The organism is Zoogloea sp. JDB1 (genome assembly GCF_056724025.1).
The window spans coordinates 167,298-188,732 of the sequence record NZ_CM161496.1 but is presented as its reverse complement, the minus strand read 5'-3'; the positions used below and the strand labels follow the sequence as shown (position 1 = coordinate 188,732).

Sequence of the window (21,435 nt, the reverse complement as noted above, 5' to 3'; positions counted from 1 at the left end):
TGCAAGGAATGTTCTCGAAAGCAATTCTGCGTCTGGCCGTCGTCCTGATGGCCTTTGCCGCGATGCCGGCGTCGGCCGCCCTCAATGTCTTCGCCACGGTGCCCGAATGGGCCGCGCTGGCCCGGGAAATTGGTGGTGACAAACTGAACGTGTTCTCCGCCACCAATGCGCTGCAGGACCCGCACCGCATCGAGGCCAAGCCGTCACTGATCGCCCGCGCCCGCAGCGCCCAGCTGGTGATCGCCACCGGTGCCGATCTGGAGATCGGCTGGTTGCCGGTGGTCCTGCGCGAGGCCGGCAACGCGGCGATCCAGCCGGGGCAGCCGGGCTATCTGGAGGCGGCCTCGACGGTCCGCCTGCTGGAGGTGCCGGCGCGTCTCGACCGGGCCGACGGCGACGTGCATCCCGGCGGCAACCCCCACATCCAGACCGATCCACGCAACGTCCTGAAAGTGGCCGACGTGCTGGCCGTCCGACTGACCCAGCTTGATCCGGCCAACGCGGCTGTCTACAAGGCCGGGCTGGCCCGCTTCACGGAGCGCTGGAAGGCCGCCATGGGGCGCTGGGAGCAGGCCGCTGCACCGCTGCGCGGGGTGCCTGTGTGGGTTCAGCACCGCTCCTTCCCCTACCTGGCCGACTGGCTGGGCCTGAAGGAGCTCGGCGCGCTGGAGCCGAAGCCCGGCGTCGAACCGTCGAGCGCCCATCTGGCCGGTATTCTCGAACGCCAGAAGGCCACGCCGGCGCGCCTGATCCTGCGCCCGGCCTACTCCCGGCCCACCGCGTCGGAATGGCTCGGTGAGCGGGCGCACCTGCCGGTCGTCGTGCTGCCGTTTACGGTTGGCGGTGATGCGGAGGCGGGCGATCTGTTCGCGCTCTTCGATGACACGATCCGGCGCCTGCTGGCCGGGCTGAAGTAGGGAGTGCGGAATGGCCGATGATTTCCTGCTCCGGGTTAATGGCTTGGTGGCGGGCTATGCCGCGCCGGTGGCCAGCCCCCTGAGTTTCGCATTATACCGGGGCGAGATCCTCGGCCTGGCCGGCCCCAACGGGGCCGGCAAATCCACACTGCTGAAAGCCCTGTGGGGCGGCGTGAAGGTCTTCGAGGGCCAGGTCGAGAAAGCGCCAGACCTGCAGATCTCCCATCAGGCCCAGGGCTTCGACGATCTGCGCGGCGTGCCGCTGACTGGGCGGGAACTGCTGAGCCTCACCGGAGCCACCGCGGATGGTTTGCCGTCCTGGCTCGCCGAAAGGCTGGACCGGCGCCTCGATCGCCTGTCCGGCGGCCAACTGCAGTTCCTGCGCCTGTGGGCTTGCCTGACGGCACCGGCCGACCTGATCCTGCTCGACGAGCCAACCAACAACCTGGACCGGGCTGGCGTGGCCTACCTGATCGACTGGCTGGCGCACGCCCATGCGGACCAGGGAATCATCATCGTGTCCCACGATCATGGGCTGATCGACGAGGTGTGTACGCGTGTCGTGGAGGTTGGCGCATGAGCTTCGATCTGTTGCTCGACCCCCTGTTTCGCGTGCCCTTCGTCACCGGCCTGCTGCTGGCCGGGCTGCTGCCGCTGCTCGGCATGTACCTGCGGTTGCGCAACGAATGGCTGGCAGCGCTGGCCTTTGCGCAGATGGCCTCGGCCGGTGCATTGCTGGCGATGGTGTTCGACTGGCCGATGGTGGCCGGCGGAGTACTGGCGGCCCTGCTGGCGGCCTTGTTGAAGGGGCTGGCGGCGCGTGCCGGCGCCAATGCCTATGCGCTGATGATGCTGTTGGCCTGGGCCGGCGGCGTGCTGCTGGTCGCCAATCATCCCCTCGCCGAGCAGGCCGGCCACGCCCTGTTCGATGGCCAGCTGTACTTCACCGGTGAAGGCCATCTGGTCGCTGCCGCGCTGGTGTGTGCCGTCGTGCTGCCGCTGCTGGCCTGGCTGTCCCGGCCGCTGCTGCTCGGGCGCTTCTTTCCGGCCTTCTATCGGGCGCGGGGGCGTGATGAACGGCCGCGCCTGATGCTGTTCGACTTGCTCGCCGGTCTGGCGGTGGCCCTGGCTACGGTCAGCCTCGGCGTGATGGCAGCCTTCGCGCTGGTGTTCGTGCCGCCACTGATCGCCTATCGTTTCGGCAGCAGCTGGCGAGCCGGTCTGGTCTGGTCGGCGCTGATCGGCATGGGGGGGTACACCTGCGCTTTCGTGGCTTCCCTGGGCTTCGATCAGCCTTTCGGGCCGGTCTGCGCATTACTGATGGTTATGCTATTTGTGATCTCGTCCGTGAAATACAGCCGGATGTAAAACAAAGAAGGGGTGCCGTGTTGAGTGGTATCCTCTTTAATCGACAAAACAAGTGACCGCGGAGGATAGTGGAGTGGTGCTACCGTTTTTCGGCAAGAAGCCTGCACCTGCCGGAAGTCCTGCACCCCGTTCCCGGGATTCGACGGCTTCTGCTTCTGCGTCGGTTGCCCGGTCTCCGTCTGCCGGCCAGCGCAGTGCCTCATCCCGTTCGCCGGGGCCCCGTACCGAGGCCTCGTCCCTCGAGTTTACCGTTGCCGGTGGCGACCTGAACCGGGTTCTGGCCCAGTGCGCCGAGAAGGTGCATCTCGAGGAGGGCGTCGAGGAAATGTCCCCGCCTGCCGAAGAGGCGGCCATCCTTTATGCCAACGGCGGCTACGAGGACGCGCGTTCCGTGCTGGAACACGCACTCGATACGACAGCGCCCGGCGACGCGCGCTTCATCCTGTGGGGCATGCTGCTCGATCTCTTCCGGCTGACCGGCCAGAAGGAGCGCTTTGAGACCCTGAGCCTGACGTTCGCAACCGAGTTCGAGCGCTCGCCGCCCGCGTGGCAGGATTTGTCCATGCAGTCGCCGCGTGGTGGCGAAGCCAAGGCCCAGACCGTCAATCTGTCCGGCGTACTGGGAAGCCAGGCGGCGGCCCAGTTTGCGCAGCTGATCCAGATCGGCATGCGCACCGGTGCGCTGCGTATCGACCTGACCCGCTTGAGGGGTGTCGATAATGCCGGGGCGGAGTTGCTGCTGCGTGCTGTGCGGGGGTTGCGCCGGGCCAAGGTCAAACTGTCCCTCATCGGTGCGCCGCACCTGGCCTCGGTGCTGGGCGGCATGGTCAACAGCGGCAGGCGCGAGAACCAGACCATCTGGCTGCTGTTTCTCGAAATCCTGCAATACACCGATCAGCAGGAGCGTTTCGAGGAGCAGGCCCTCGAATACGCGATGACCTTCGAGGAGTCGCCACCGTCCTGGGAGCCGCCTCCGGCCGTGACGGACAGTCAGCTGGAAGCGGATTCCCTAGCCGTGGAGATGAGCGATACCTACGTGCTGGAAGGTGAAGTCGTCGGTGCCAACGCCGACATCCTGCGCAAGATTTCGAGCTTTGCCCATAACCGCACCAAGGTGGATGTGGACTGTAGCCGCCTGCGCCGCATGGATTTCGTGTCTGCCGGCACGCTGTTCAATGTGATCTCGCAACTGCACGCCCAAGGGCGGCTGGTGGTCCTGAAGAGCGTCAACTCGATGGTGGCGGCCCTGATGCAGGTGATGGGCTTGCACCAGGTGGCGCGGATCGAACTACGCGGCTGAGGCTGCGACTGACGACGCCTGTTCGATCGATAAATCGCAGGTCCCCGGGGCTTGCAATCCATTTTTCCGCCCCCAGATCGGTCCGATGGAACAATATCACGGCACTACCATTCTCTCGGTCCGGCGTGGCCGGCACGTGGCCCTTGGTGGCGACGGTCAGGTCACGCTCGGCAACATCGTCATCAAGGCCAGCGCCCGCAAGGTCCGCAAGCTCTACCAGGACCGCATCCTGGCTGGCTTCGCCGGTGGCACCGCAGACGCCTTCACGCTGTTCGAGCGCTTCGAGGCCAAGCTCGAGAAGCACCAGGGCAACCTCGTGCGCAGTGCCGTCGAACTCGCCAAGGACTGGCGTACCGACCGCGCTCTGCGCCGCCTGGAAGCCATGCTGGCGGTGGCCGACTTGGACAGCTCCCTGATCATCACCGGCAACGGCGACGTACTGGAGCCGGAGCAGGGTATCGTCGCCATCGGCAGCGGCGGTGCCTACGCCCAGTCGGCGGCCCGCGCCCTCATCGAGAACACCGAGCTGGCACCCGAAGAGGTCATCAAGAAATCCCTGACCATCGCCGGCGATCTGTGCATCTACACCAACCAGTGCCACACCATCGAGGTGCTGACCCCATGACCCAGATGACGCCCCCGGAGATCGTCTCCGAACTCGACAAGCACATCGTCGGCCAGGGCAAGGCGAAGAAGGCCGTTGCCGTCGCCTTGCGCAACCGCTGGCGGCGCGCCCAGGTGGCCGAGCCGCTGAAGAGCGAGATCACCCCCAAGAACATCCTGATGATTGGGCCGACCGGCGTCGGCAAGACCGAGATCGCCCGCCGCCTGGCCCGCCTGGCCAACGCGCCCTTCATCAAGGTCGAAGCGACCAAGTTCACCGAGGTCGGCTACGTGGGCCGCGATGTGGATACCATCATCCGCGACCTGGTGGAAATCGCCATCAAGAGTCATCGCGAGCAGGCCATGAAGAAGGTCCGCGACCGCGCGCTGGACGCCGCCGAGGATCGCGTGCTCGATATCCTGCTGCCGCCGGCCCGGCCGACCATTGGTTTTGGCGAAGAGGCTCCGGCCGCCGAAGATAACGCCACCCGCCAGAAGTTCCGCAAGAAGCTGCGCGAGGGTGAACTCGACGACAAGGAAGTCGAGCTTGAGGTTTCCGTGCCCGGCATGACCGCCGAGATCCTCGCGCCCCCGGGCATGGAAGAACTCACCGGCCAGCTGCAGAGCATGTTCCAGAACATCGGCGGCGGAAAGAAGAAGTCCCGCAAGCTGAAGATCAGCGAGGCCATCAAGCTGCTCGCCGACGAAGAGGCCGCCAAGCTGGTCAATGAGGAAGACCTCAAGACCGAGGCGCTGCGCATGGTCGAGCAGAACGGTATCGTTTTCCTCGATGAAATCGACAAGATCGCTACCCGTTCCGACAGCCACGGTGCCGACGTGTCCCGCCAGGGCGTGCAGCGCGACCTGCTGCCGCTGGTGGAAGGCACGACGATCAGCACCAAGTACGGGATGATCAAGACCGACCACATCCTGTTCATCGCCAGCGGGGCCTTTCACCTGTCCCGCCCGAGCGACCTGATTCCCGAGCTGCAGGGCCGTTTCCCGATCCGTGTCGAGCTGGAGTCCCTGTCGGTCGAGGATTTCGAACGCATCCTGACCCAGACCGACGCTTGCCTGACCCGTCAGTACGAGGCGCTGCTGGCCACCGACGACGTGAGCCTCGAGTTCGCTCCGGAAGGCATCCGCCGCCTGGCCGAGATCGCCTTCCAGGTGAACGAGAAGACCGAGAATATCGGTGCCCGTCGCCTGTACACGGTGATGGAGAAGCTGCTCGAGGAACTCGCCTTCGAGGCCGGCAAGGCGGGCTCCCAAAAGGTGCTCGTCGATGCGGCTTACGTGGATGCCCGCCTGGAGGTGCTGGCCCAGCGCGAAGACCTCGCCCGCTACGTGCTGTAAGGCGTCGCGCTTGCGCGATGGCATCGAATGAGGGGCTGCCGGGCAGCCCCTCATTTCATTCGCAGGATGAATCGCGTATATGTGTCGAGGCGCGCAGCCACTGGGAGGGGGCGGCGTGTCGCTTCCCTCAACTACTTGCTTGCGCCCCCATGTTCCTCCGCATCGTTTCCATCCTGTTCCCGCTGTTCGCCATCACTACCGTTGGTTACCTGGTCGGCAAGCGTTCCCGCCCTGACCTGTCCCATGCCAACAAGCTGAACCTGGACGTCTTCGTGCCGGCGCTGGTGTTCGCGGCGCTCGCCAACAAGTCCTTCCACATTGTCGAATACCTGCCGCTGCTGTGGGTGACGCTGGCCTTGGTGATCGGCTCGGGTTTGCTCGGCTGGGCGGCGGCCAGGCTGTTCGGTTATGCGCCGAAGACCTTCATGCCGCCGATCATGTTCAACAACTGCGGCAACCTGGGGCTGCCGCTGGCGGTGCTGGCCTTCGGCGAGCAGGCGCTGGCGCCAGCGGTGGTGATGTTCATGGTCTCTAACCTGTTGCACTTCTCTTTCGGTGCCTGGTTGCTGGATCACCATACGCGGCTGATCAATGTCTGGAAGGTGCCGTCGGTGCTGGCTACCGTGGCTGGCCTTGCGGTCGGCATTGCTGGCATCGAGGTGTGGCAGCCGGCGATGCTGGCGATCAAGATGCTCGGCGACATCTCGATCCCGCTGATGCTGTTCGCGCTGGGGGTGCGCCTCACCGAGTCCCGCATCGCCGAGATCCGCCTCGGCCTGCTCGGCGCGGTGACGCGGCCGGTGATCGGCATGCTGCTGGCCGCCGGGCTGATGCTGCTGGTGCCGCTGGCGCCCCAGGAGCGGGCGCTGCTGATGGTGTTCGGCGCGCTGCCGCCGGCGGTGCTCAATTACATGTTCGCCGAGCGCTACCATCAGGAGCCGGAAAAGGTCGCCTCCATCGTGCTGATCGGCAACGTGGCGTCGCTGGGTTTCCTGCCGCTGGCCTTGGCCCTCGGCCTGTAAGCCCCGGCCCGCAAGCTCAATACCCGCCGGTGAAGCGGCCCATCTGGCGGCGGTCGCGCTTGGTCGGGCGGCCGTGCAGGTCGGCGCCCGGCGTGGCGGCGAGCTGGCGCTGCTCCTTCTGGTTTTCCCGCGCGGCGATGCTGTCGGCGGTTTCCTCGTAAAGGCCCTGGGCGACCGGGGCGCTGCCGCGCTTGTCGGCGATGCCCTTCACGACCACCTTGAAGTGGGTTTCGGCGAGCTGGATGTCCACCGTGTCGCCGATCTTCACTTCCTTGGCCGGCTTCACGCGGAGGCCGTTGAGCTGAATCTTGCCGCCATCCACAGCCTCGGTGGCCAGCGTGCGGTGCTTGTAAAAACGTGCCGCCCACAGCCATTTGTCGAGGCGGACGCGATCGTCGGGGTTGTCTGAAGGTTTCATTCCTTGACTGGCCGCTTGGCCAGTTTCCGTTGCAGGGTGCGTCGGTGCATTTTAAGCGCACGCGCCGTGGCCGACACATTGCCGTCGTGTTCGGCGAGTACGCGCTGGATGTGTTCCCATTCCAGCCGGTCCACCGACATCGGGCTGGCGGCCACTTCGTCGTCGATGACCACCTCGGTGGCGTTGAGGGCTTTCAGGATGGCATCCACGTCGGCCGGTTTGGCCAGGTACTGGGTGGCACCGAGCTTGATCGCATCCACGGTTGTGGTGATGCTGGCGTAGCCGGTGAGGACCAGGATGCGGCAGTCGGGATTGACGACCAACAGCGGTTCGATCAGGCGCAGACCAGAGCTGCCGCCGATGTTGAGGTCGAGCACCACGTATTCCGGTTCGTGCTGGCGCGCAAGGGCCAGCGCCGTCTCGGGCTCCTGGGCGCCGAAGACGGCGAAGCCGCGCTGGCCGAGGGCACGGGTCAGCACGCGGTTGAAGGCGGGGTCGTCGTCGATGATGAGGATGTGGGGGGCGTCCGGTTGGGTCATGGGCGAAGGGCTGGCAGAGGAAGGGTGAGAGTGGCTTCTGTGCCGCCGCCGGGGCGAGGGGCGAAGCGGATCTGCCCGCCGCAACGCTCGACCGCGCCGAAGGCCAGCAGCAGGCCGATACCGAGCCCTTCGTTGCGGCTGTCCAGGGCTTCGCGGCCGGTCCGGGGGCGCAGCGCGGCGGGCATGCCGGGGCCGCGGTCGAAGATGCGTACGAGCAAGGCATCATCTGCGATGCTCGCCTCGAACTCGACGTCAGCCGGGCAGGCGTCGGCGGCGTTGTTGATGAGATTGTGGATGGCCTGCTCCAGCGTGGCATCGGCGACCAGGGCCGGTGCAGGTTGGCCGCAGTCGCAGCGGACGGCCAGCGGGACGTGGGGGCGCAGGCGCTGCCAGTGATCGGTGATGCGCAGCAGCCAGGCATCGGCTGGTATCGCTTCGCCGCCTTCGGCGCGCAGGCTGCCGGCGCGCAGGGTGAGGCCGCCGAGGATGGTCTTGCAATGAGCAATCTGCTCGCGCAGCAGTTCGGCGTCTGCGCGGGTGTCGTCGTCCAGTTGCGGATTGCGGACCAGTTCCCCGGCCACGATCGCCATCGTGCCCAGCGGCGTACCCAGCTCGTGCGCGGCGCCGGCGGCCAGGTTGCCGAGGGCGACGATGCGTTCATTGCGCAGGTGGGCTTCACGGGCTTCGGCGAGAGCCTGATCGCGCAGGCGGATCGCGGCGGTCATGCGCACCACGTACCACACGATGACGCCGGCCGACAGTGCGAAGGTCAGCCACATACCGGCCAAGTGCCAATGCACGGCGAGGCCGGAGTCGTAGATGTCGAGTTGTTCGTTGAATTCCCACAGGGTCGAGTAGGCGGCCACCGCCAGTACGGCCAGCAGCCAGGCCCATGGAGCCGCCAGGGTGGCGGCGCCGATGGCCACCAGCGGCAGAAGTAGGGAAATCAGCGGATTTGTGGCTCCACCGGTGAAGTACAGGAAGGCGCTCCAGCCGCAGAGATCGATTGCCAGTTGAAGGAATAGCTCAACGCCGCGCACTTCGCTGAGACGCCGTGCGCGCAGCAGGCTGGCCCCGTTGAACAGCGCCAGCACCATCCAGATGTCCAGGAGCGGGCGCGCCGGCAGCGGGATGTCGAGAAGCCAAGGTACCGCGACGATGGTCGTCAGCATACCGCCGAGGGACAGCCAGCGCAGGCTGATCAGACGGCGCAGGGCATCGGCTGGGCGGAGCGGTCGGTCGGCAAGCATCGGTAGCGGCATCGGGCCATTATCCCCGAAGCGGGGTGGGGGTAAGCACCGGCAGGCAGCGGGTGACAGGGCGCCGGGGGGAGCGGCGTGCCTGCCGGTGGAGCGCACTGTAGCGGGTGTGGCAGGTGTCGGGAATGCGGTCGATTGTCGCAGGTGGCGCATTCCTTGCTGGTGACTTGTCGGCGTCTGGGTTCACAGGCGTTTTGGAGGGCTTGCGACGACAAAAGCCATTCCCTAAGAAGGGTTTTGTCGGAAACCTCGCAGTCCGAGCGTTCGATGAGTTATTGCACAGGAAGAACCGTATGGCTATCAAGGACATCAAGGCCTTTTCCGATCTGGCCCGTACCAACCCCGAACTGAAGGACAAGCTTGCCGCTTGTCAGAAGATCCGTGAGATGTTGACCCTGGCGAAGGAGTACGACTTCAACCTCGACGAGCAGGAACTCTACCCGCCCAATGAGCCGCAGTTTACGGCGGAGCAGCTGTCCGAGCGCATGGTGAAGGCACTGCTGCGCGCCTGATCTGCGAAGGCCATCGTGGCGTGGCCGATGGCGCGGCAGGATGGCCAGAACTATTTTCGTGTCGTGATGCAAATAGTGTTTGCGTTGGCGTAGGTTTCAGTGCACAGTGCGGCCTTGCGATCTTCAAGAAGTAGTGTTGTTGTTGTCTGGTTCAGTATCCGCAGTCCTGCGGTTGTCTTCCCTTCATCACCCCGCCGTCTTGAGCTTCGCCCTGCCCTGGGGGCAACTCCGTATTTTTTTATTTTAGGATTTATCAAAATGGCAACTGGTACCGTGAAGTGGTTCAATGACTCCAAGGGCTTCGGCTTCATCACCCCGGAAGGCGGCGGCGACGATCTGTTCGCCCATTTCTCCGCCATCCAGTCCAAGGGTTTCAAGACCCTGGCTGAAGGCCAGCGCGTGACGTTCGACATCGTCAGCGGCCCGAAGGGTCAGCAAGCAGCCAACATCCGCGCCGCCGAGTAATTTCGGATCAGCGGAGCGATTCTGCCAAGCGCAGGATCACGGCATAAAAGAGCCCGGCCAATTGCCGGGTTTTTTGCATTTGCGGCACCGGTCTCCTGCGTCTTGATGGCTGCAAGGTCTGGGTGAAAAAAATGGGCGCCCAAGGGCGCCCGAAACATTTCCTCGAGGGGGAGTGAGGAAAGATAAGGGATTGTCTGCCGTCTCCTCAGTGGGCGCTGGCCGCCGCGGCGCCGATGCCGGTCTGGGAGCGCACGTATTGGTCCTCGAAACCGGCCTTGTCGGTCTTGGCGCGGGCGCTGCTGTCGGTCACCGAGAACAGCCAGGTGAAGAAGAAGGCCAGCGGCATCGAGAACAGGGCCGGCTGCTCGTACGGGAAGACCGGCGCGGCGTTGCCGAGCACGACCACCCACACCGCCTTGGACAGCACCACGAGCGTCACCGCGGAGATCAGGCCGACAAGGCCGCCAAGCAGCGCGCCACGGGTCGTCAGGCCCTTCCAGTACATGGACAGGATCAGGATCGGGAAATTGGTGGAGGCGGCGATGCCAAAGGTCAGGCCGACCAGGAAGGCGATGTTCTGCTTCTCGAACAGGATGCCGAGCAGCACAGCGACCACGCCGAGAGCCACGGTGGCCAGCTTGGAAATGCGCATTTCCTGGGTTTCGGTGGCGCTGCCCTTGCGCAAGACCCGAGCGTAGATGTCGTGGGCGATGGCCGAGGCGCCAGCCAGAGCCAGGCCGGAGACGACCGCCAGGATGGTGGCGAAGGCCACTGCCGACATGAAGCCGAGGAACAGGTTGCCGCCGACCGCCTTGGCCAAATGCATCACCGGCATGTTGCCGCCGCCGATCAGCTTGCCGGCGGTGTTGCCGCCTTCGAAGAACTCGGGGTTCTGACCGACGATGACGATCGCCATCAGGCCCAGCGCGCACACCACCATGAAGAAGTAGCCGATGCAGCCGCTTGCCACGAAGACGCTCTTGCGGGCTTCCTTGGCGTTGGGCACCGTGAAGAAGCGCATCATGATGTGCGGCAGGCCGGCAGTGCCGAAGACTAGGCCGAGGGACAGGGACACCGCATTGACCGGATCGGCCAGCAGGGAGCCGGGGCCCATGATCTTGGCGCCGTCCTTGTGCACCTCGACTGCCTTCTGTGCTGCAGTTTCCAGGCTGAAGCCGAACTGGCTCAGGGCCAGGAACAGCAGCACGGTGCCGCCGAACAGCATCAGGCAGGCCTTGATGATCTGCACCCAGGTGGTGGCGATCATGCCGCCGAAGGTCACATAGATCACCATCAGCACACCGACGACGATCACCGCGGTGGTGTAGTCGAGGCCGAACAGCAGCTTGATGAGCTGGCCGGCGCCGACCATCTGCACGATCAGGTAGAAGCACACCACGGTCAGTGAGCCGAAGGCGGCGAAGCTGCGAATGGTGCCCTGGTCGAGGCGGTAGGAGGCGATGTCGGCAAAGGTGAACTTGCCCAGGTTGCGCAGGCGCTCGGCCATCAGGAACAGGATCACCGGCCAGCCGACGAAGAAGCCGATGGCGTAGATGAAGCCGTCCAGGCCTTTCGAGAAGGTCATCGCCGACAGGCCCAGCAGGGTTGCCGCCGACATGTAGTCGCCGGCGATCGCCAGGCCGTTCTGGAAGCCGGTGATGCCGCCGCCGGCGGTGTAGAAGTCGGCAGTGGACTTGGTGCGGCTGGCGGCCCAGTAGGTGATGCCCATGGTGGCCACCACGAACACGAAGAACATGCCGATGGCGGTCATGTTGAGGGGCTGTTTCTGCACGGCGCCAATGGCGTCGGCAGCGTAGGCGGCGGCGCCCATCAGGGTCAGCAACGTCGCGCCGAGGAGGTGTTTGCGTGCCTTCACTTGGTGGCCTCCTGGATGATCTCGTTGTTGAGACGGTCGAACTCACCGTTGGAACGGCTGACGAACCAGCCGGTGAGCAGCCAGGAGCCGATGATGATGGCGGCGCCGATGGGCACCCCGATGGTGAGGGTCGAGCCCGCCGAAACCGGCGTGCGCATCACCTCGGGAGCGAAGGCGACGAGCATCATCATCGCGTAGTAGGTGATCAGCACGATCGCGCTGAGCAGGTAGGCAAAGCGGCTACGCTTGCCTTCAAGTTCCGAGAAGCGCGGATTGGCCCGCACTTTCTTGTAGATCTCCGCTGACATGGTTCCTCCTTTGGAAGGTGTTGAAGGTCTCTGGTTCTTCTAGTTGTATGGGGGTGAGTGCTGTTCTCCCCCCGGTCCTGCTTTTTTATGGGTACTACAGGGTCTTACATGTTCGGGTAGTTCGGGCCGCCGCCTCCTTCGGGCACCGCCCAGTCGATGTTCTGTGTCGGATCCTTGATGTCGCAGGTCTTGCAGTGCAGGCAGTTCTGCGCGTTGATCTGCATGCGCGGGCCGCTCGTGTCTTCGACGATTTCGTACACGCCGGCGGGGCAGTAGCGGGTTTCCGGTGCGTTGTAGAGAGCCAGGTTGGTGGCCACCGGCACCGAAGCGTCCTTCAGGCGCAGGTGGCAGGGCTGCTCTTCGCTGTGGTTGGTGGCCGAGATGAACACCGAGGACAGGCGGTCGAAGCTGATCTTGCCGTCCGGCTTCGGATAGACGATCGGCGCGCACTCGGAGGCCTTCTTCAGCTGGGTGTGGTCGGCGTGGTGATGCAGCGTCCACGGTGCGCGGCCCTTCAGCAGGAAGGTGTCGATGGCGCTGTAGGCGATGCCGCCCCACAGCCCCCAGCGGAAGCTCGGGCGGATGTTGCGCACGGTGTATAGCTCGTCCCACAGCCAGCTCTTCTTCAGGCGCTCCGGGTAGCCGAGCACTTCGTGGCCGGTCTGCCCTTCGGCTGAGAGGTGGGCGAAGATCGCCTCGGCGGCCTCGATGCCCGACTTCATCGCCATGTGGGTGCCCTTGACCTTTGGCACGTTGAGGAAACCGGCGGTATCGCCGACCAGCACGCCGCCGGGGAAGGTGAGCTTGGGCACCGATTGGAAGCCGCCTTCGTTGAGGGCCCGCGCGCCGTAGGCGATGCGTCGGCCGCCTTCGAAGTACTTGCGGATCTCGGGGTGCGTCTTGAAGCGCTGGAATTCCTCGTAGGGCGACAGGTGCGGATTGCTGTAGTCGAGGCCGACCACGAAGCCGACGGCGACCTGATTGTTTTCCAGGTGGTACAGGAAGGAGCCGCCGTACACGTCCGACGACACCGGCCAGCCGACCGTGTGCACGGTGAGGCCCGGCTGGTGGACTTCGGGGCGCACTTCCCACAGCTCTTTGATGCCGATGCCGTAGGTCTGCGGATCGGCGCCGTCGCGCAGGTTGAATTTGGTGAACAGGCCCTTGGTGAGGGAGCCGCGGCAGCCTTCGGAGAACACCGTCTGGCGCGCGTGCAATTCGATCCCCGGCTGATGGTTGGGGCCGGGCTCGCCGTTCTTCTCGAGGCCCATGTCGCCGGTGGCGATGCCCTTCACCGAGCCGTCCTCGTGGTAGAGCACCTCGGCGGCGGCGAAGCCAGGGTAGATCTCGACGCCCAGCTCTTCGGCCTGCTGGCCGAGCCAGCGCACCACGTTGCCGAGGCTGACGATGTAGTTGCCGTCGTTGTGCATCTGCGGCGGGGTGGGCAGCTTGTAGGCCTTGTCAGTGGTCAGGAACAGGAAGCGGTCTTCCTTCACCGGTGTGTTTAGGGGGGCGCCGCGCTCCTTCCAGTCGGGGAAGAGCTCTTCCAGGGAACGGGTTTCGATGACCGCGCCGGACAGGATGTGGGCGCCGACCTCGGAGCCTTTCTCGACGACGCACACCGAAAGCTCGCTGCCGGCCTTCGCGGCCAGCTGCTTCAGGCGGATCGCGGTCGTCAGGCCGGAGGGGCCTGCGCCGACGATCACCACGTCGTATTCCATCGCGTCACGGGTCATTGCTGCGTTCTCCGAACAAAAAAGGGCTCCTGCCCGCCTCCGGAGAGGCGGGGCACGGACCGGCCGTCAGGCCGGAAAAGGGTGGGGAAGGGCCTTTAGAAGAGGGCTTCTTCCAGGGCCAGCACCGACTCGGCACCGTTCACGATGGCATCCCGGTAGCTGTTGGCTTCGGGGGTCACGTGCTGGGCGAAGTAGGCGGCGGTAGCCAGCTTGGCCTTGTAGAAGTCGCCATCGGCGGCATCCAGGCGGGTGGCGGCGATCTGCGCGGAACGGGCCATCAGCCAGCCGCCGACGACGATGCCGGTCAGTTTGAGGAAGGGTACCGAGCCGGCCGCGGCGGCCTGCGGGTTGGCGTCGTAGTTGGCGAGCAGCCAGTTGGTGGCTTCATCCAGTGCGGCGATGCCGTTGCCCAGCGCGTCGGCCAGGGCCTTCAGCGTCGGGTTGTCCGAGTTGCGCAGCGTAGAACCGGTCTCGGCGATCTCGGCGAGCAGTTGCTGCATGCTCTTGCCGCCTTCCTTGGCGGTCTTGCGACCGATCAGGTCGTTGGCCTGGATCGCGGTGGTGCCTTCGTAGATGGTGATGATGCGGGCATCACGCATGTACTGGGCGGCGCCGGTTTCCTCGATGAAGCCCATGCCGCCGTGCACCTGCACGCCGTTCCAGGTGATGCCCTGGGCGTTCTCGGTGCACCAGCCCTTCACCACCGGGGTCAGCAGTTCGAGGCGGCGCTGGTTGGCGGCGCGCACGTCGGCGTCCGGGTGGCTCTTGGCGCGGTCCATGCAGCCGGCCACGTAGTAGGCGAGGGCGCGGCCGGCCTCGGTGCGGGACTTCATGTCCATCAGCATGCGGCGCACGTCCGGGTGGTGCAGGATGGGCTTCTTGTCGCCGGACTTGTCGCCGATGATCTTGCCCTGGATGCGCTCGCGGGCGTAGGCCAGCGCGTGCTGGTAGCTGCGCTCGGAGACGCCGACGCCTTCCAGGCCGACGTTCAGGCGGGCGTGGTTCATCATCGTGAACATGTACTCGAGGCCGCGGTTCGGCTCGCCGACCAGGTAGCCGATGGCACCGCCCTTGTCACCGAAGGACATCACCGCGGTGGCGCTGCCGTGGATGCCCATCTTGTGCTCGATGGAGGCGCAGATCAGGTCGTTGCGCTCGCCGAGACTGCCATCCGCATTGACGAGGAACTTCGGCGCGATGAACAGGGAGATGCCCTTCACGCCCGGAGGGGCGTCCGGCAGGCGGGCCAGCACGAGGTGGACGATGTTCTCGGCCATGTCGTGCTCACCCCAGGTGATGAAGATCTTGGTGCCGGTGATCGCGTAGCTGCCGTCGCCGCGGGGTTCGGCCTTGGTACGGATGGCGGCGAGGTCGGAGCCGGCCTGCGGCTCGGTGAGGTTCATCGTGCCGGTCCACTTGCCGGACACCATGTTGGGCAGGTAAGCCGCCTTCAGCTCGTCGGAGCCGTGGTGGGCGATGGCCTCCACCGCGCCCAGCGTGAGCATCTGGCACAGGGAGAAGGAGATGCTGGCGGATTTCCACATTTCCAGCACGGCGGTGGAGACGGTCACCGGCAGGCCCTGGCCGCCGAACTCGGTGGAGGCGGGCATGCCGTTCCAGCCGGTTTCACAGAAGGAGGCATAGGCTTCCTTGAAACCGTCGGCGGTGGTCACCACGCCGTTGTTCCACTTGTTGCCCTGCTTGTCGCCCACGGGATTGAGCGGATCGACGACTTCGGTGGCGAACTTGCCGGCTTCTTCGAGGATGGCCTCGACCAGGTCGATGGACACGTCCTCGTTGCCGGGCAGGCCGACAATTTCCTGCAGGCCGGCCAGCTCGTTCATGGCGAACAGCATGTCCTTCACGGGGGCGACGTAATTGCTCATGGTGTTTCCTTGCGAATTCGGTAGATGGGTTTGTCGCCGTGGGCGGCGGCTTCACGCGCGGCCCACGGCAAGGGCGTGCTTAGAGTGCGGACGCCAGCTGCGGCACGGCCTCGAAGAGGTCGGCGACGAGGCCGTAGTCGGCCACCTGGAATATCGGGGCTTCCGGATCCTTGTTGATCGCCACGATCACCTTGGAGTCCTTCATGCCGGCCAGATGCTGGATGGCGCCGGAGATACCGACGGCCAGGTAGAGCTGCGGGGCGACGATCTTGCCGGTTTGGCCGACCTGGTAGTCATTGGGCACGAAGCCGGCATCCACAGCGGCGCGGGAGGCTCCGAGAGCGGCACCGAGCTTGTCGGCCAGGGGCTCCAGCACGGCACGGTAGTTGTCGCCGCTGCCGAGGCCACGGCCGCCGGAAACGATGATCTTGGCGGCGCCCAGTTCCGGGCGGGCGGACACGGTCAGCTCGCGGCCGACCAGCTTGGACAGGCCCAGGTCGGCGCCGGCGGCGATGCTTTCAACCGCGGCGGAGCCGCCTTCGGCTGCGGGGTCGAAAGCGGTGGTACGCACGGTGATGACCTTCACCGCATCGGCGGACTTGACGGTGGCCAGCGCGTTGCCGGCATAGATCGGGCGCACGAAGGTGTCGGTCGACTCGATGGCGACGATGTCGGAAATCTGGGCCACGTCGAGCAGCGCGGCGACGCGCGGCAGCACGTTCTTGCCGAAGGTGGTGGCGGGGGCCAGCACGTGGCTGTAGCCGCCGGCCTTGATCACGTCCACCAGCAGGGCGGCGAGGTTCTCGGCGCTCTGTTCGGCATAGGCGGCGCCGTCGGCGACCTTGACCTTGGCGACGCCAGTCAGCTTGGCGGCGGCTTCGGCAGCTGCGCCGCAGGCGGCGCCGGCAACCAGCACTTCGATGTCGCCACCGAGCTTGGCAGCGGCGCTGACGGTGTTGAGGGTAGCGGCCTTCAGGCCGGCGTTGTCGTGTTCGGCAATGACGAGAATGGGCATTTTGTCTCCTGACTCGCTTTCTCTGTTCCTGTGTGGGGCGCGCATGCGCCCGTGGCGGAGATCGACGCTGAGAGGGCGAATGAACTTCGCCCTCGGCGGATCAGATCACCTTCGCTTCGTTCTTGAGCTTCTCGACCAGTTGGGCCACGTCGGCCACCTTGACGCCGGCACTGCGGGCGGCGGGCTCGACGACCTTCAGCGTGCTCAGGCGCGGGGCCACATCCACGCCCAGATCGGCCGGCTTGACGGTGTCGAGCGGCTTCTTCTTGGCCTTCATGATGTTCGGCAGCGTGGCGTAGCGCGGTTCGTTGAGGCGCAGGTCGGTGGTGATCACCGCCGGCAGCGGCAGAGACAGGGTCTCCAGGCCGCCGTCGATTTCGCGGGTGACGCTGACGCTCTCCGGGCCGATCTCGACCTTGGAGGCGAAGGTGGCCTGGGGCCAGCCGAGCAGCGCGGCGAGCATCTGGCCGGTCTGGTTGGAGTCGTCGTCGATGGCCTGCTTGCCGAGGATCACCAGGCGCGGCTGCTCCTTGTCCACCAGCGCCTTGAGCAGCTTGGCGACTGCCAGCGGCTGCAGGTCGGCATCGGATTCGACCAGGATGCCGCGGTCGGCGCCGATGGCCATTGCGGTGCGCAGGGTTTCCTGGCACTGGGCGACGCCGGCGGACACGGCGACCACTTCGGTGGCTTTGTTGGCTTCCTTCAGGCGCACGGCCTCTTCGATGGCGATTTCATCGAAGGGGTTCATGGCCATCTTGACGTTGGCCAGCTCGACGCCGGACTGGTCGGCCTTGACGCGGATCTTGACGTTGTAATCGACGACGCGCTTGACGGGCACGAGGATCTTCATGGGTTCTTGTCTCCGGTTGTGTTTATTCGATCGCCGAGGCCGACTTGGCCTGCTGGCGCAGTACGAATTTCTGGATCTTGCCGGTGGAGGTCTTGGGCAGTACGCAGAACTCCACGAACTTGGGCACCTTGTAGCGGGCCAGATGCTCGCGGCAGTGGGCGACGATGTCTTCCACCGTGACCTTGGCGTCTTCCTTCACCTCGATGTAGGCGGCCGGCACTTCGCCCCACTTCTCGTCGGGCTTGGCGACCACCGCGGCGGTCAGCACTGCCGGGTGGCGGTACAGCACTTCTTCCACTTCCAGCGAGGAGATGTTCTCGCCGCCGGAGATGATCACGTCCTTGGAACGGTCCTTGATCTTCACGTAGCCGTCCGGGTGCAGCACGGCCAGGTCGCCGGTGTGGAACCAGCCGCCGGAGAAGGCTTCCGCGGTGGCCTTCTCGTTCTTCAGGTAACCCTTCATGACCAGGTTGCCGCGGAACATAATTTCGCCCATGGTCTCGCCATCGGCGGGGACTGGCTCCATGGTCTGCGGGTCGAGGACGGTGATGCCTTCCTGCATGTGGTAGCGCACGCCCTGGCGGCCGTTGCGCTCGGCGCGTTGGGCGATCGGCAGCTCGTCCCATTCAGGGTGCTTGGCGCACACCGCGGCCGGGCCGTAGGTCTCGGTCAGGCCATATACGTGGGTGATGTCGAAGCCGATGCGCTCCATGCCTTCGATGATCGCGGCGGGGGGCGCGGCGCCAGCGATCAGCGCCGATACCTTGTGCTCGATGCCGGCGCGCAGGCCTTCCGGTGCGTTGATCAGCATGCCGTGCACGATCGGTGCGCCGCAGAAGTGGGTCACCTTGTGGGTGCGGATCAGCTCATAGATCAGCGGAACGTCTACCTTGCGCAGGCACACGTTGACACCGGCGTTGGCGGCCAGGGTCCAGGCAAAGCACCAGCCGTTGCAGTGGAACAGCGGCAGCGTCCACAGATAGACGGCGTGCTGCGGCATGCCCCAGCTGATGATGTTGGAGGCGGAGTTGAGGTAGGCGCCGCGGTGGTGGAAGACCACGCCCTTCGGGTTGCCGGTGGTGCCGGAGGTGTAGTTGAGGGCGATGGCGTCCCATTCGTCGGGCGGCAGGGACCACTTGAACTCCGGGTCGGCGTCGGCGAGGAAGTCCTCGTACTCGATCTCGCCGAGGCGCGTGTCGCCCGGGTATTCCGGGTCGAGGGCATCGATGACCAGCGGCTTGGGGCCTTCCAGCAGTTCGAGGGCCGGGGCGATGATGGCGGCGAACTCGGGGTCGGTGATCAGCACCTTGGCTTCGCCGTGGGCCAGCATGAAGGCGATGGCTTCCGGGTCGAGGCGGGTGTTGAGGGTGTTCAGCACGGCACCGACCATCGGCACGCCGAAGTGGGCCTCGACCATCGCCGGGATGTTGGGCAGCATCACCGCCACCGTGTCGCCACGGCCGATGCCGCGCTTGGCGAGGGCGCTGGCCAGGCGGCGGCAGCGGGCGTAGGTCTCGCTCCAGGTGAAGCGGCGGGCGCCGTGGATCACCGACAGACGGTTGGGATAGACCTGGGCGCTACGCTCGAGAAAGGACAAGGGCGACAGCGGGACATGGTTGGCCGCGCATTTGTCCAGCCCTTGCTCGTAGGGATTGTTCGACACCTGTTTTTCTCCTCTTGATTCTTGGCGCCACGACTTGATGAGGCGGTGGCTCTGGGGCCCGTTCTCCGGGGTGGCTTTGTGGGCGGAATCCCGAAGATCGAAGAGAAGGTTCGCAGACAACCTTGTCGGAAGTTTCGTGAAAATGTACTCAATTTTGTCGGCCGTCTCCGTCGCCCGGGACGCTGGCTAAAATCGGATCAGTCAGCCATTCAGGCCGCACGGAAACAGGACAGCGATGAAGCAGCAGGACAGGCCCGCAAACCCCGTCGAGGAACGCACACCCAGCGGTGAAGACCCCGCGGACGGTGCGCAGCCGTCCTCCGACCGGCGCTACCGGGAAATGCTCGGCGCCGGGCTCGACCTGCTCGACCAGGGCGTCACCGTCTTCGACGAAGAACTGCGCATGGTGGCGTGGAACGGCGCCTTCCTGCGCCTGCTCGACTTCCCGCCCGAGCTGGCCAGCCTGGGCGTGTCCTTCGAGGTCTTCATCCGCTACAACGCCGAGCGCGGCGACTACGGGCCCGGCGACCCGGACCAACAGGTCGCCGAGCGGGTGGCGCGGGCGCGCAGTTTCCTGCCCCACGTCACCGAGCGTGTGCGGCCCAACGGCCAGGTGCTGTCGATCCGCGGCTTTCCGCTGCCGCACCAGGGCTTCATCACGGTGTATACCGACGTCACCGAGCAGCGTCGCTCCCAGCAGCAGATCGCCGATCATCAGGCCGAGCTGGAGGCACACATCCATGCCCGCACCGAGGAGCTGACCCGCGCCAACGTCGAGCTGACCGCGGCGATCCAGTCCAACAAAGCGATCACCCAGGCCCTGCAGCGCAGCGAGCAGCGCCTGCGCGAGATCACCGACGCGATCCCGGCCGCCATCGCCTATTTCGACCGCAGCGGCGTCTACCGTTACGCCAACAAGGGCTACGCGGAGTGGTTCGGCTGGTCGGCGCGGGAGGTGGAGGGAAAGCAGATCCGCGACGTCACCGGGCAGGAAGTGTATGACATGGTCGCCGGCTACCTGGCCCGCGCGCTGGCCGGCGAGCAGGTCTCCTACGAATACACCCTCACCGGCCGCGACGGCATGCCGGCCCGCGCCAGCAGCACGCTGGTGCCGGACATCGGGCCGGACGGCGAGGTGCAGGGCTGCTACGTGCACTCGGTGGACGTCACCGAGCAGCGCCGCACCGAGGCGGCGCTGGCCCAGGCCCAGAAAATGGAGGCCATCGGCCAGCTCACCGGCGGCCTCGCCCACGATTTCAACAACATGCTGACGGTGGTGATCGGCAACCTGGTGGCGCTGAAGGAAAACCACCCCAACGACCCGCTCACCGAGAACTTCGTCGAGCCGGCCATGCAGGCCGCCAATCGCGGTGCCGAGCTGATCCGCCGGCTGCTCGGCTTCGCCCGCCGCCAGCCGCTGGAGCCGCGGCCGGTGGAGGTCAACGAGCTGATTCTCGGCATGTCCAAGCTGATCCGCCGCAGCCTGCCGTCCACCATTGCGGTCAGCACGGCCAGCCGCGAGCCCTGTCTGGTGGCGATGGTTGATGCCCACCAACTCGAGAACGCGCTGCTCAATCTGGCCCTTAATGCCCGCGACGCGATGCCCAACGGTGGCGAGCTGCGCATCGAGTCCTCGCTGGAACAGCTCAGCGTGCATGCCGCCGCCGACCTGGAAGTGCCGCCCGGCGACTACGTGCAGATCGCCGTCAGTGACAACGGCATGGGCATGGACGGCAGCACGCTGGCGCGGGTCTTCGAGCCCTTCTTCACCACCAAGCAGTTCGGCATGGGCAGCGGCCTCGGCATGTCGATGGTGTACGGCTTCGTCAAGCAGTCGGGCGGCGGCGTGCGCATCCGCAGCCGTCAGGCCCGCGGCACCACGGTGGCCTTGCTGCTGCCCAGCATCGCCGAAGACGAGCAGCCCGACGTGCTGCCGGCCGGCATCGACGTGAATGCCGCCGATCTGGCCGGCAAGCTGGTGCTGCTCGCCGAGGACGACGTGGACGTGCGCACTGTGGTGCGCATGCAGCTGGCCGAGCTGGGCTGTGCGGTGGTTGAGGCCGAGAACGGCGCCGAGGCGGCCGATATGGTGGAGAACATTCCGGCCATCGCGCTAGTGATCTCCGACGTGGTGATGCCCGGCACGATGGACGGCCGGGCCTTGGCGCGCTTCGTGCGACGCTTCCGCCCGGAGCTGCCGATCGTACTGATGAGTGGCTTCGCCGAAGCCCAGGCCAGCGTCGAGGCCGACCCCGATCTGCCGCTGCTCGCCAAGCCCTTCTCCCGCGACAAGCTGCTGGCGGCCTTGCGTCCGCTGGCCGCATGAGCCAAGCTTTCGGGCT

Annotated in this window: 20 protein-coding genes; 10 read left to right on the top strand and 10 right to left on the bottom strand. The window is 65.7% G+C overall.

Annotated elements, in window-relative coordinates:
- The first annotated feature begins 8 nt into the window (after nucleotides 1-8).
- The 7 genes from AC1PPK_RS00880 (at nucleotide 9) to AC1PPK_RS00850 (ending at nucleotide 6,566) form a co-directional block, all read left to right on the top strand.
- Nucleotides 9-917, top strand: coding sequence for a metal ABC transporter substrate-binding protein (locus AC1PPK_RS00880; RefSeq protein WP_481115965.1), 909 nt, complete (start codon nucleotides 9-11; stop codon nucleotides 915-917).
- Nucleotides 918-927: 10 nt separating this feature from the next.
- Nucleotides 928-1,497 (top strand): ATP-binding cassette domain-containing protein, encoded by a 570-nt coding sequence (locus tag AC1PPK_RS00875; protein ID WP_481115964.1) that lies wholly within the window; start codon nucleotides 928-930, stop codon nucleotides 1,495-1,497.
- Nucleotides 1,494-2,285, top strand: coding sequence for a metal ABC transporter permease (locus tag AC1PPK_RS00870; protein WP_481115963.1), 792 nt, complete (start codon nucleotides 1,494-1,496; stop codon nucleotides 2,283-2,285). Before AC1PPK_RS00875 ends, AC1PPK_RS00870 begins: the two co-directional genes overlap by 4 nt.
- A gap of 73 nt (nucleotides 2,286-2,358) precedes the next feature.
- Nucleotides 2,359-3,585 carry an STAS domain-containing protein gene (locus tag AC1PPK_RS00865; RefSeq protein ID WP_481115962.1) on the top strand — a complete coding sequence of 409 codons (1,227 nt, stop codon included), beginning with the start codon at nucleotides 2,359-2,361 and terminating at the stop codon, nucleotides 3,583-3,585.
- Between the two features lie 85 nt (nucleotides 3,586-3,670).
- Nucleotides 3,671-4,210: an ATP-dependent protease subunit HslV gene (gene hslV / locus AC1PPK_RS00860; RefSeq protein WP_481115961.1), complete on the top strand. Its 540-nt coding sequence runs from the start codon at nucleotides 3,671-3,673 to the stop codon at nucleotides 4,208-4,210.
- The gene (hslU, locus tag AC1PPK_RS00855) at nucleotides 4,207-5,544 is read left to right on the top strand and encodes an ATP-dependent protease ATPase subunit HslU (RefSeq protein ID WP_481115960.1); all 1,338 of its coding nucleotides are present in this window, start codon (nucleotides 4,207-4,209) and stop codon (nucleotides 5,542-5,544) included. The genes hslV and hslU overlap by 4 nt, the downstream gene beginning before the upstream one ends.
- 149 nt (nucleotides 5,545-5,693) lie before the next feature.
- On the top strand, nucleotides 5,694-6,566 hold the full coding sequence (locus AC1PPK_RS00850; RefSeq protein WP_481115959.1) for an AEC family transporter: 873 nt from the start codon (nucleotides 5,694-5,696) through the stop codon (nucleotides 6,564-6,566).
- A gap of 16 nt (nucleotides 6,567-6,582) precedes the next feature.
- Here AC1PPK_RS00850 and AC1PPK_RS00845 read toward each other — a convergent pair whose 3' ends face one another.
- From AC1PPK_RS00845 to AC1PPK_RS00835, 3 genes are read right to left on the bottom strand one after another with little or no spacing between them, the layout of a single operon-like run.
- Nucleotides 6,583-6,984 carry an RNA-binding S4 domain-containing protein gene (locus AC1PPK_RS00845; RefSeq protein ID WP_481115958.1) on the bottom strand — a complete coding sequence of 134 codons (402 nt, stop codon included), beginning with the start codon at nucleotides 6,982-6,984 and terminating at the stop codon, nucleotides 6,583-6,585.
- A complete protein-coding gene (locus tag AC1PPK_RS00840; RefSeq protein ID WP_481115957.1) occupies nucleotides 6,981-7,523 on the bottom strand; it encodes a response regulator transcription factor in 543 nt (180 codons plus the stop codon). The genes AC1PPK_RS00845 and AC1PPK_RS00840 overlap by 4 nt, the downstream gene beginning before the upstream one ends.
- Nucleotides 7,520-8,785, bottom strand: a complete 1,266-nt coding sequence (locus tag AC1PPK_RS00835) for an ATP-binding protein (RefSeq protein ID WP_481115956.1) — start codon at nucleotides 8,783-8,785, stop codon at nucleotides 7,520-7,522. Before AC1PPK_RS00835 ends, AC1PPK_RS00840 begins: the two co-directional genes overlap by 4 nt.
- A gap of 290 nt (nucleotides 8,786-9,075) precedes the next feature.
- Between AC1PPK_RS00835 and AC1PPK_RS00830 the strand changes: the two genes are divergently transcribed.
- Entirely contained in the window at nucleotides 9,076-9,294 is a 219-nt protein-coding gene (locus tag AC1PPK_RS00830) for a Nif11-like leader peptide family natural product precursor (protein ID WP_481115955.1), read from the top strand.
- Nucleotides 9,295-9,552: 258 nt separating this feature from the next.
- Nucleotides 9,553-9,759, top strand: a complete 207-nt coding sequence (locus tag AC1PPK_RS00825; protein WP_079435412.1) for a cold-shock protein — start codon at nucleotides 9,553-9,555, stop codon at nucleotides 9,757-9,759.
- A 205-nt stretch (nucleotides 9,760-9,964) separates the two neighbouring features.
- Here the strand turns inward: AC1PPK_RS00825 and AC1PPK_RS00820 are convergent, their stop codons facing one another.
- The 7 genes from AC1PPK_RS00820 to AC1PPK_RS00790 form a co-directional block, all read right to left on the bottom strand.
- Nucleotides 9,965-11,635: a cation acetate symporter gene (locus AC1PPK_RS00820; RefSeq protein WP_481115954.1), complete on the bottom strand. Its 1,671-nt coding sequence runs from the start codon at nucleotides 11,633-11,635 to the stop codon at nucleotides 9,965-9,967.
- Nucleotides 11,632-11,943, bottom strand: coding sequence for a DUF485 domain-containing protein (locus AC1PPK_RS00815; protein WP_481115953.1), 312 nt, complete (start codon nucleotides 11,941-11,943; stop codon nucleotides 11,632-11,634). The genes AC1PPK_RS00820 and AC1PPK_RS00815 overlap by 4 nt, the downstream gene beginning before the upstream one ends.
- A gap of 104 nt (nucleotides 11,944-12,047) precedes the next feature.
- Nucleotides 12,048-13,679 (bottom strand): electron transfer flavoprotein-ubiquinone oxidoreductase, encoded by a 1,632-nt coding sequence (locus AC1PPK_RS00810; RefSeq protein WP_481115952.1) that lies wholly within the window; start codon nucleotides 13,677-13,679, stop codon nucleotides 12,048-12,050.
- Between the two features lie 95 nt (nucleotides 13,680-13,774).
- Nucleotides 13,775-15,565: an acyl-CoA dehydrogenase C-terminal domain-containing protein gene (locus tag AC1PPK_RS00805; protein ID WP_481115951.1), complete on the bottom strand. Its 1,791-nt coding sequence runs from the start codon at nucleotides 15,563-15,565 to the stop codon at nucleotides 13,775-13,777.
- Between the two features lie 79 nt (nucleotides 15,566-15,644).
- The gene (locus AC1PPK_RS00800) at nucleotides 15,645-16,580 is read right to left on the bottom strand and encodes an electron transfer flavoprotein subunit alpha/FixB family protein (RefSeq protein ID WP_481115950.1); all 936 of its coding nucleotides are present in this window, start codon (nucleotides 16,578-16,580) and stop codon (nucleotides 15,645-15,647) included.
- A 100-nt stretch (nucleotides 16,581-16,680) separates the two neighbouring features.
- On the bottom strand, nucleotides 16,681-17,430 hold the full coding sequence (locus AC1PPK_RS00795; RefSeq protein WP_481115949.1) for an electron transfer flavoprotein subunit beta/FixA family protein: 750 nt from the start codon (nucleotides 17,428-17,430) through the stop codon (nucleotides 16,681-16,683).
- A gap of 22 nt (nucleotides 17,431-17,452) precedes the next feature.
- The gene (locus tag AC1PPK_RS00790; RefSeq protein ID WP_481115948.1) at nucleotides 17,453-19,093 is read right to left on the bottom strand and encodes an acyl-CoA synthetase; all 1,641 of its coding nucleotides are present in this window, start codon (nucleotides 19,091-19,093) and stop codon (nucleotides 17,453-17,455) included.
- Between the two features lie 235 nt (nucleotides 19,094-19,328).
- Between AC1PPK_RS00790 and AC1PPK_RS00785 the strand changes: the two genes are divergently transcribed.
- Nucleotides 19,329-21,419 carry a PAS-domain containing protein gene (locus AC1PPK_RS00785; RefSeq protein WP_481115947.1) on the top strand — a complete coding sequence of 697 codons (2,091 nt, stop codon included), beginning with the start codon at nucleotides 19,329-19,331 and terminating at the stop codon, nucleotides 21,417-21,419.
- Nucleotides 21,420-21,435 lie beyond the last annotated feature (16 nt).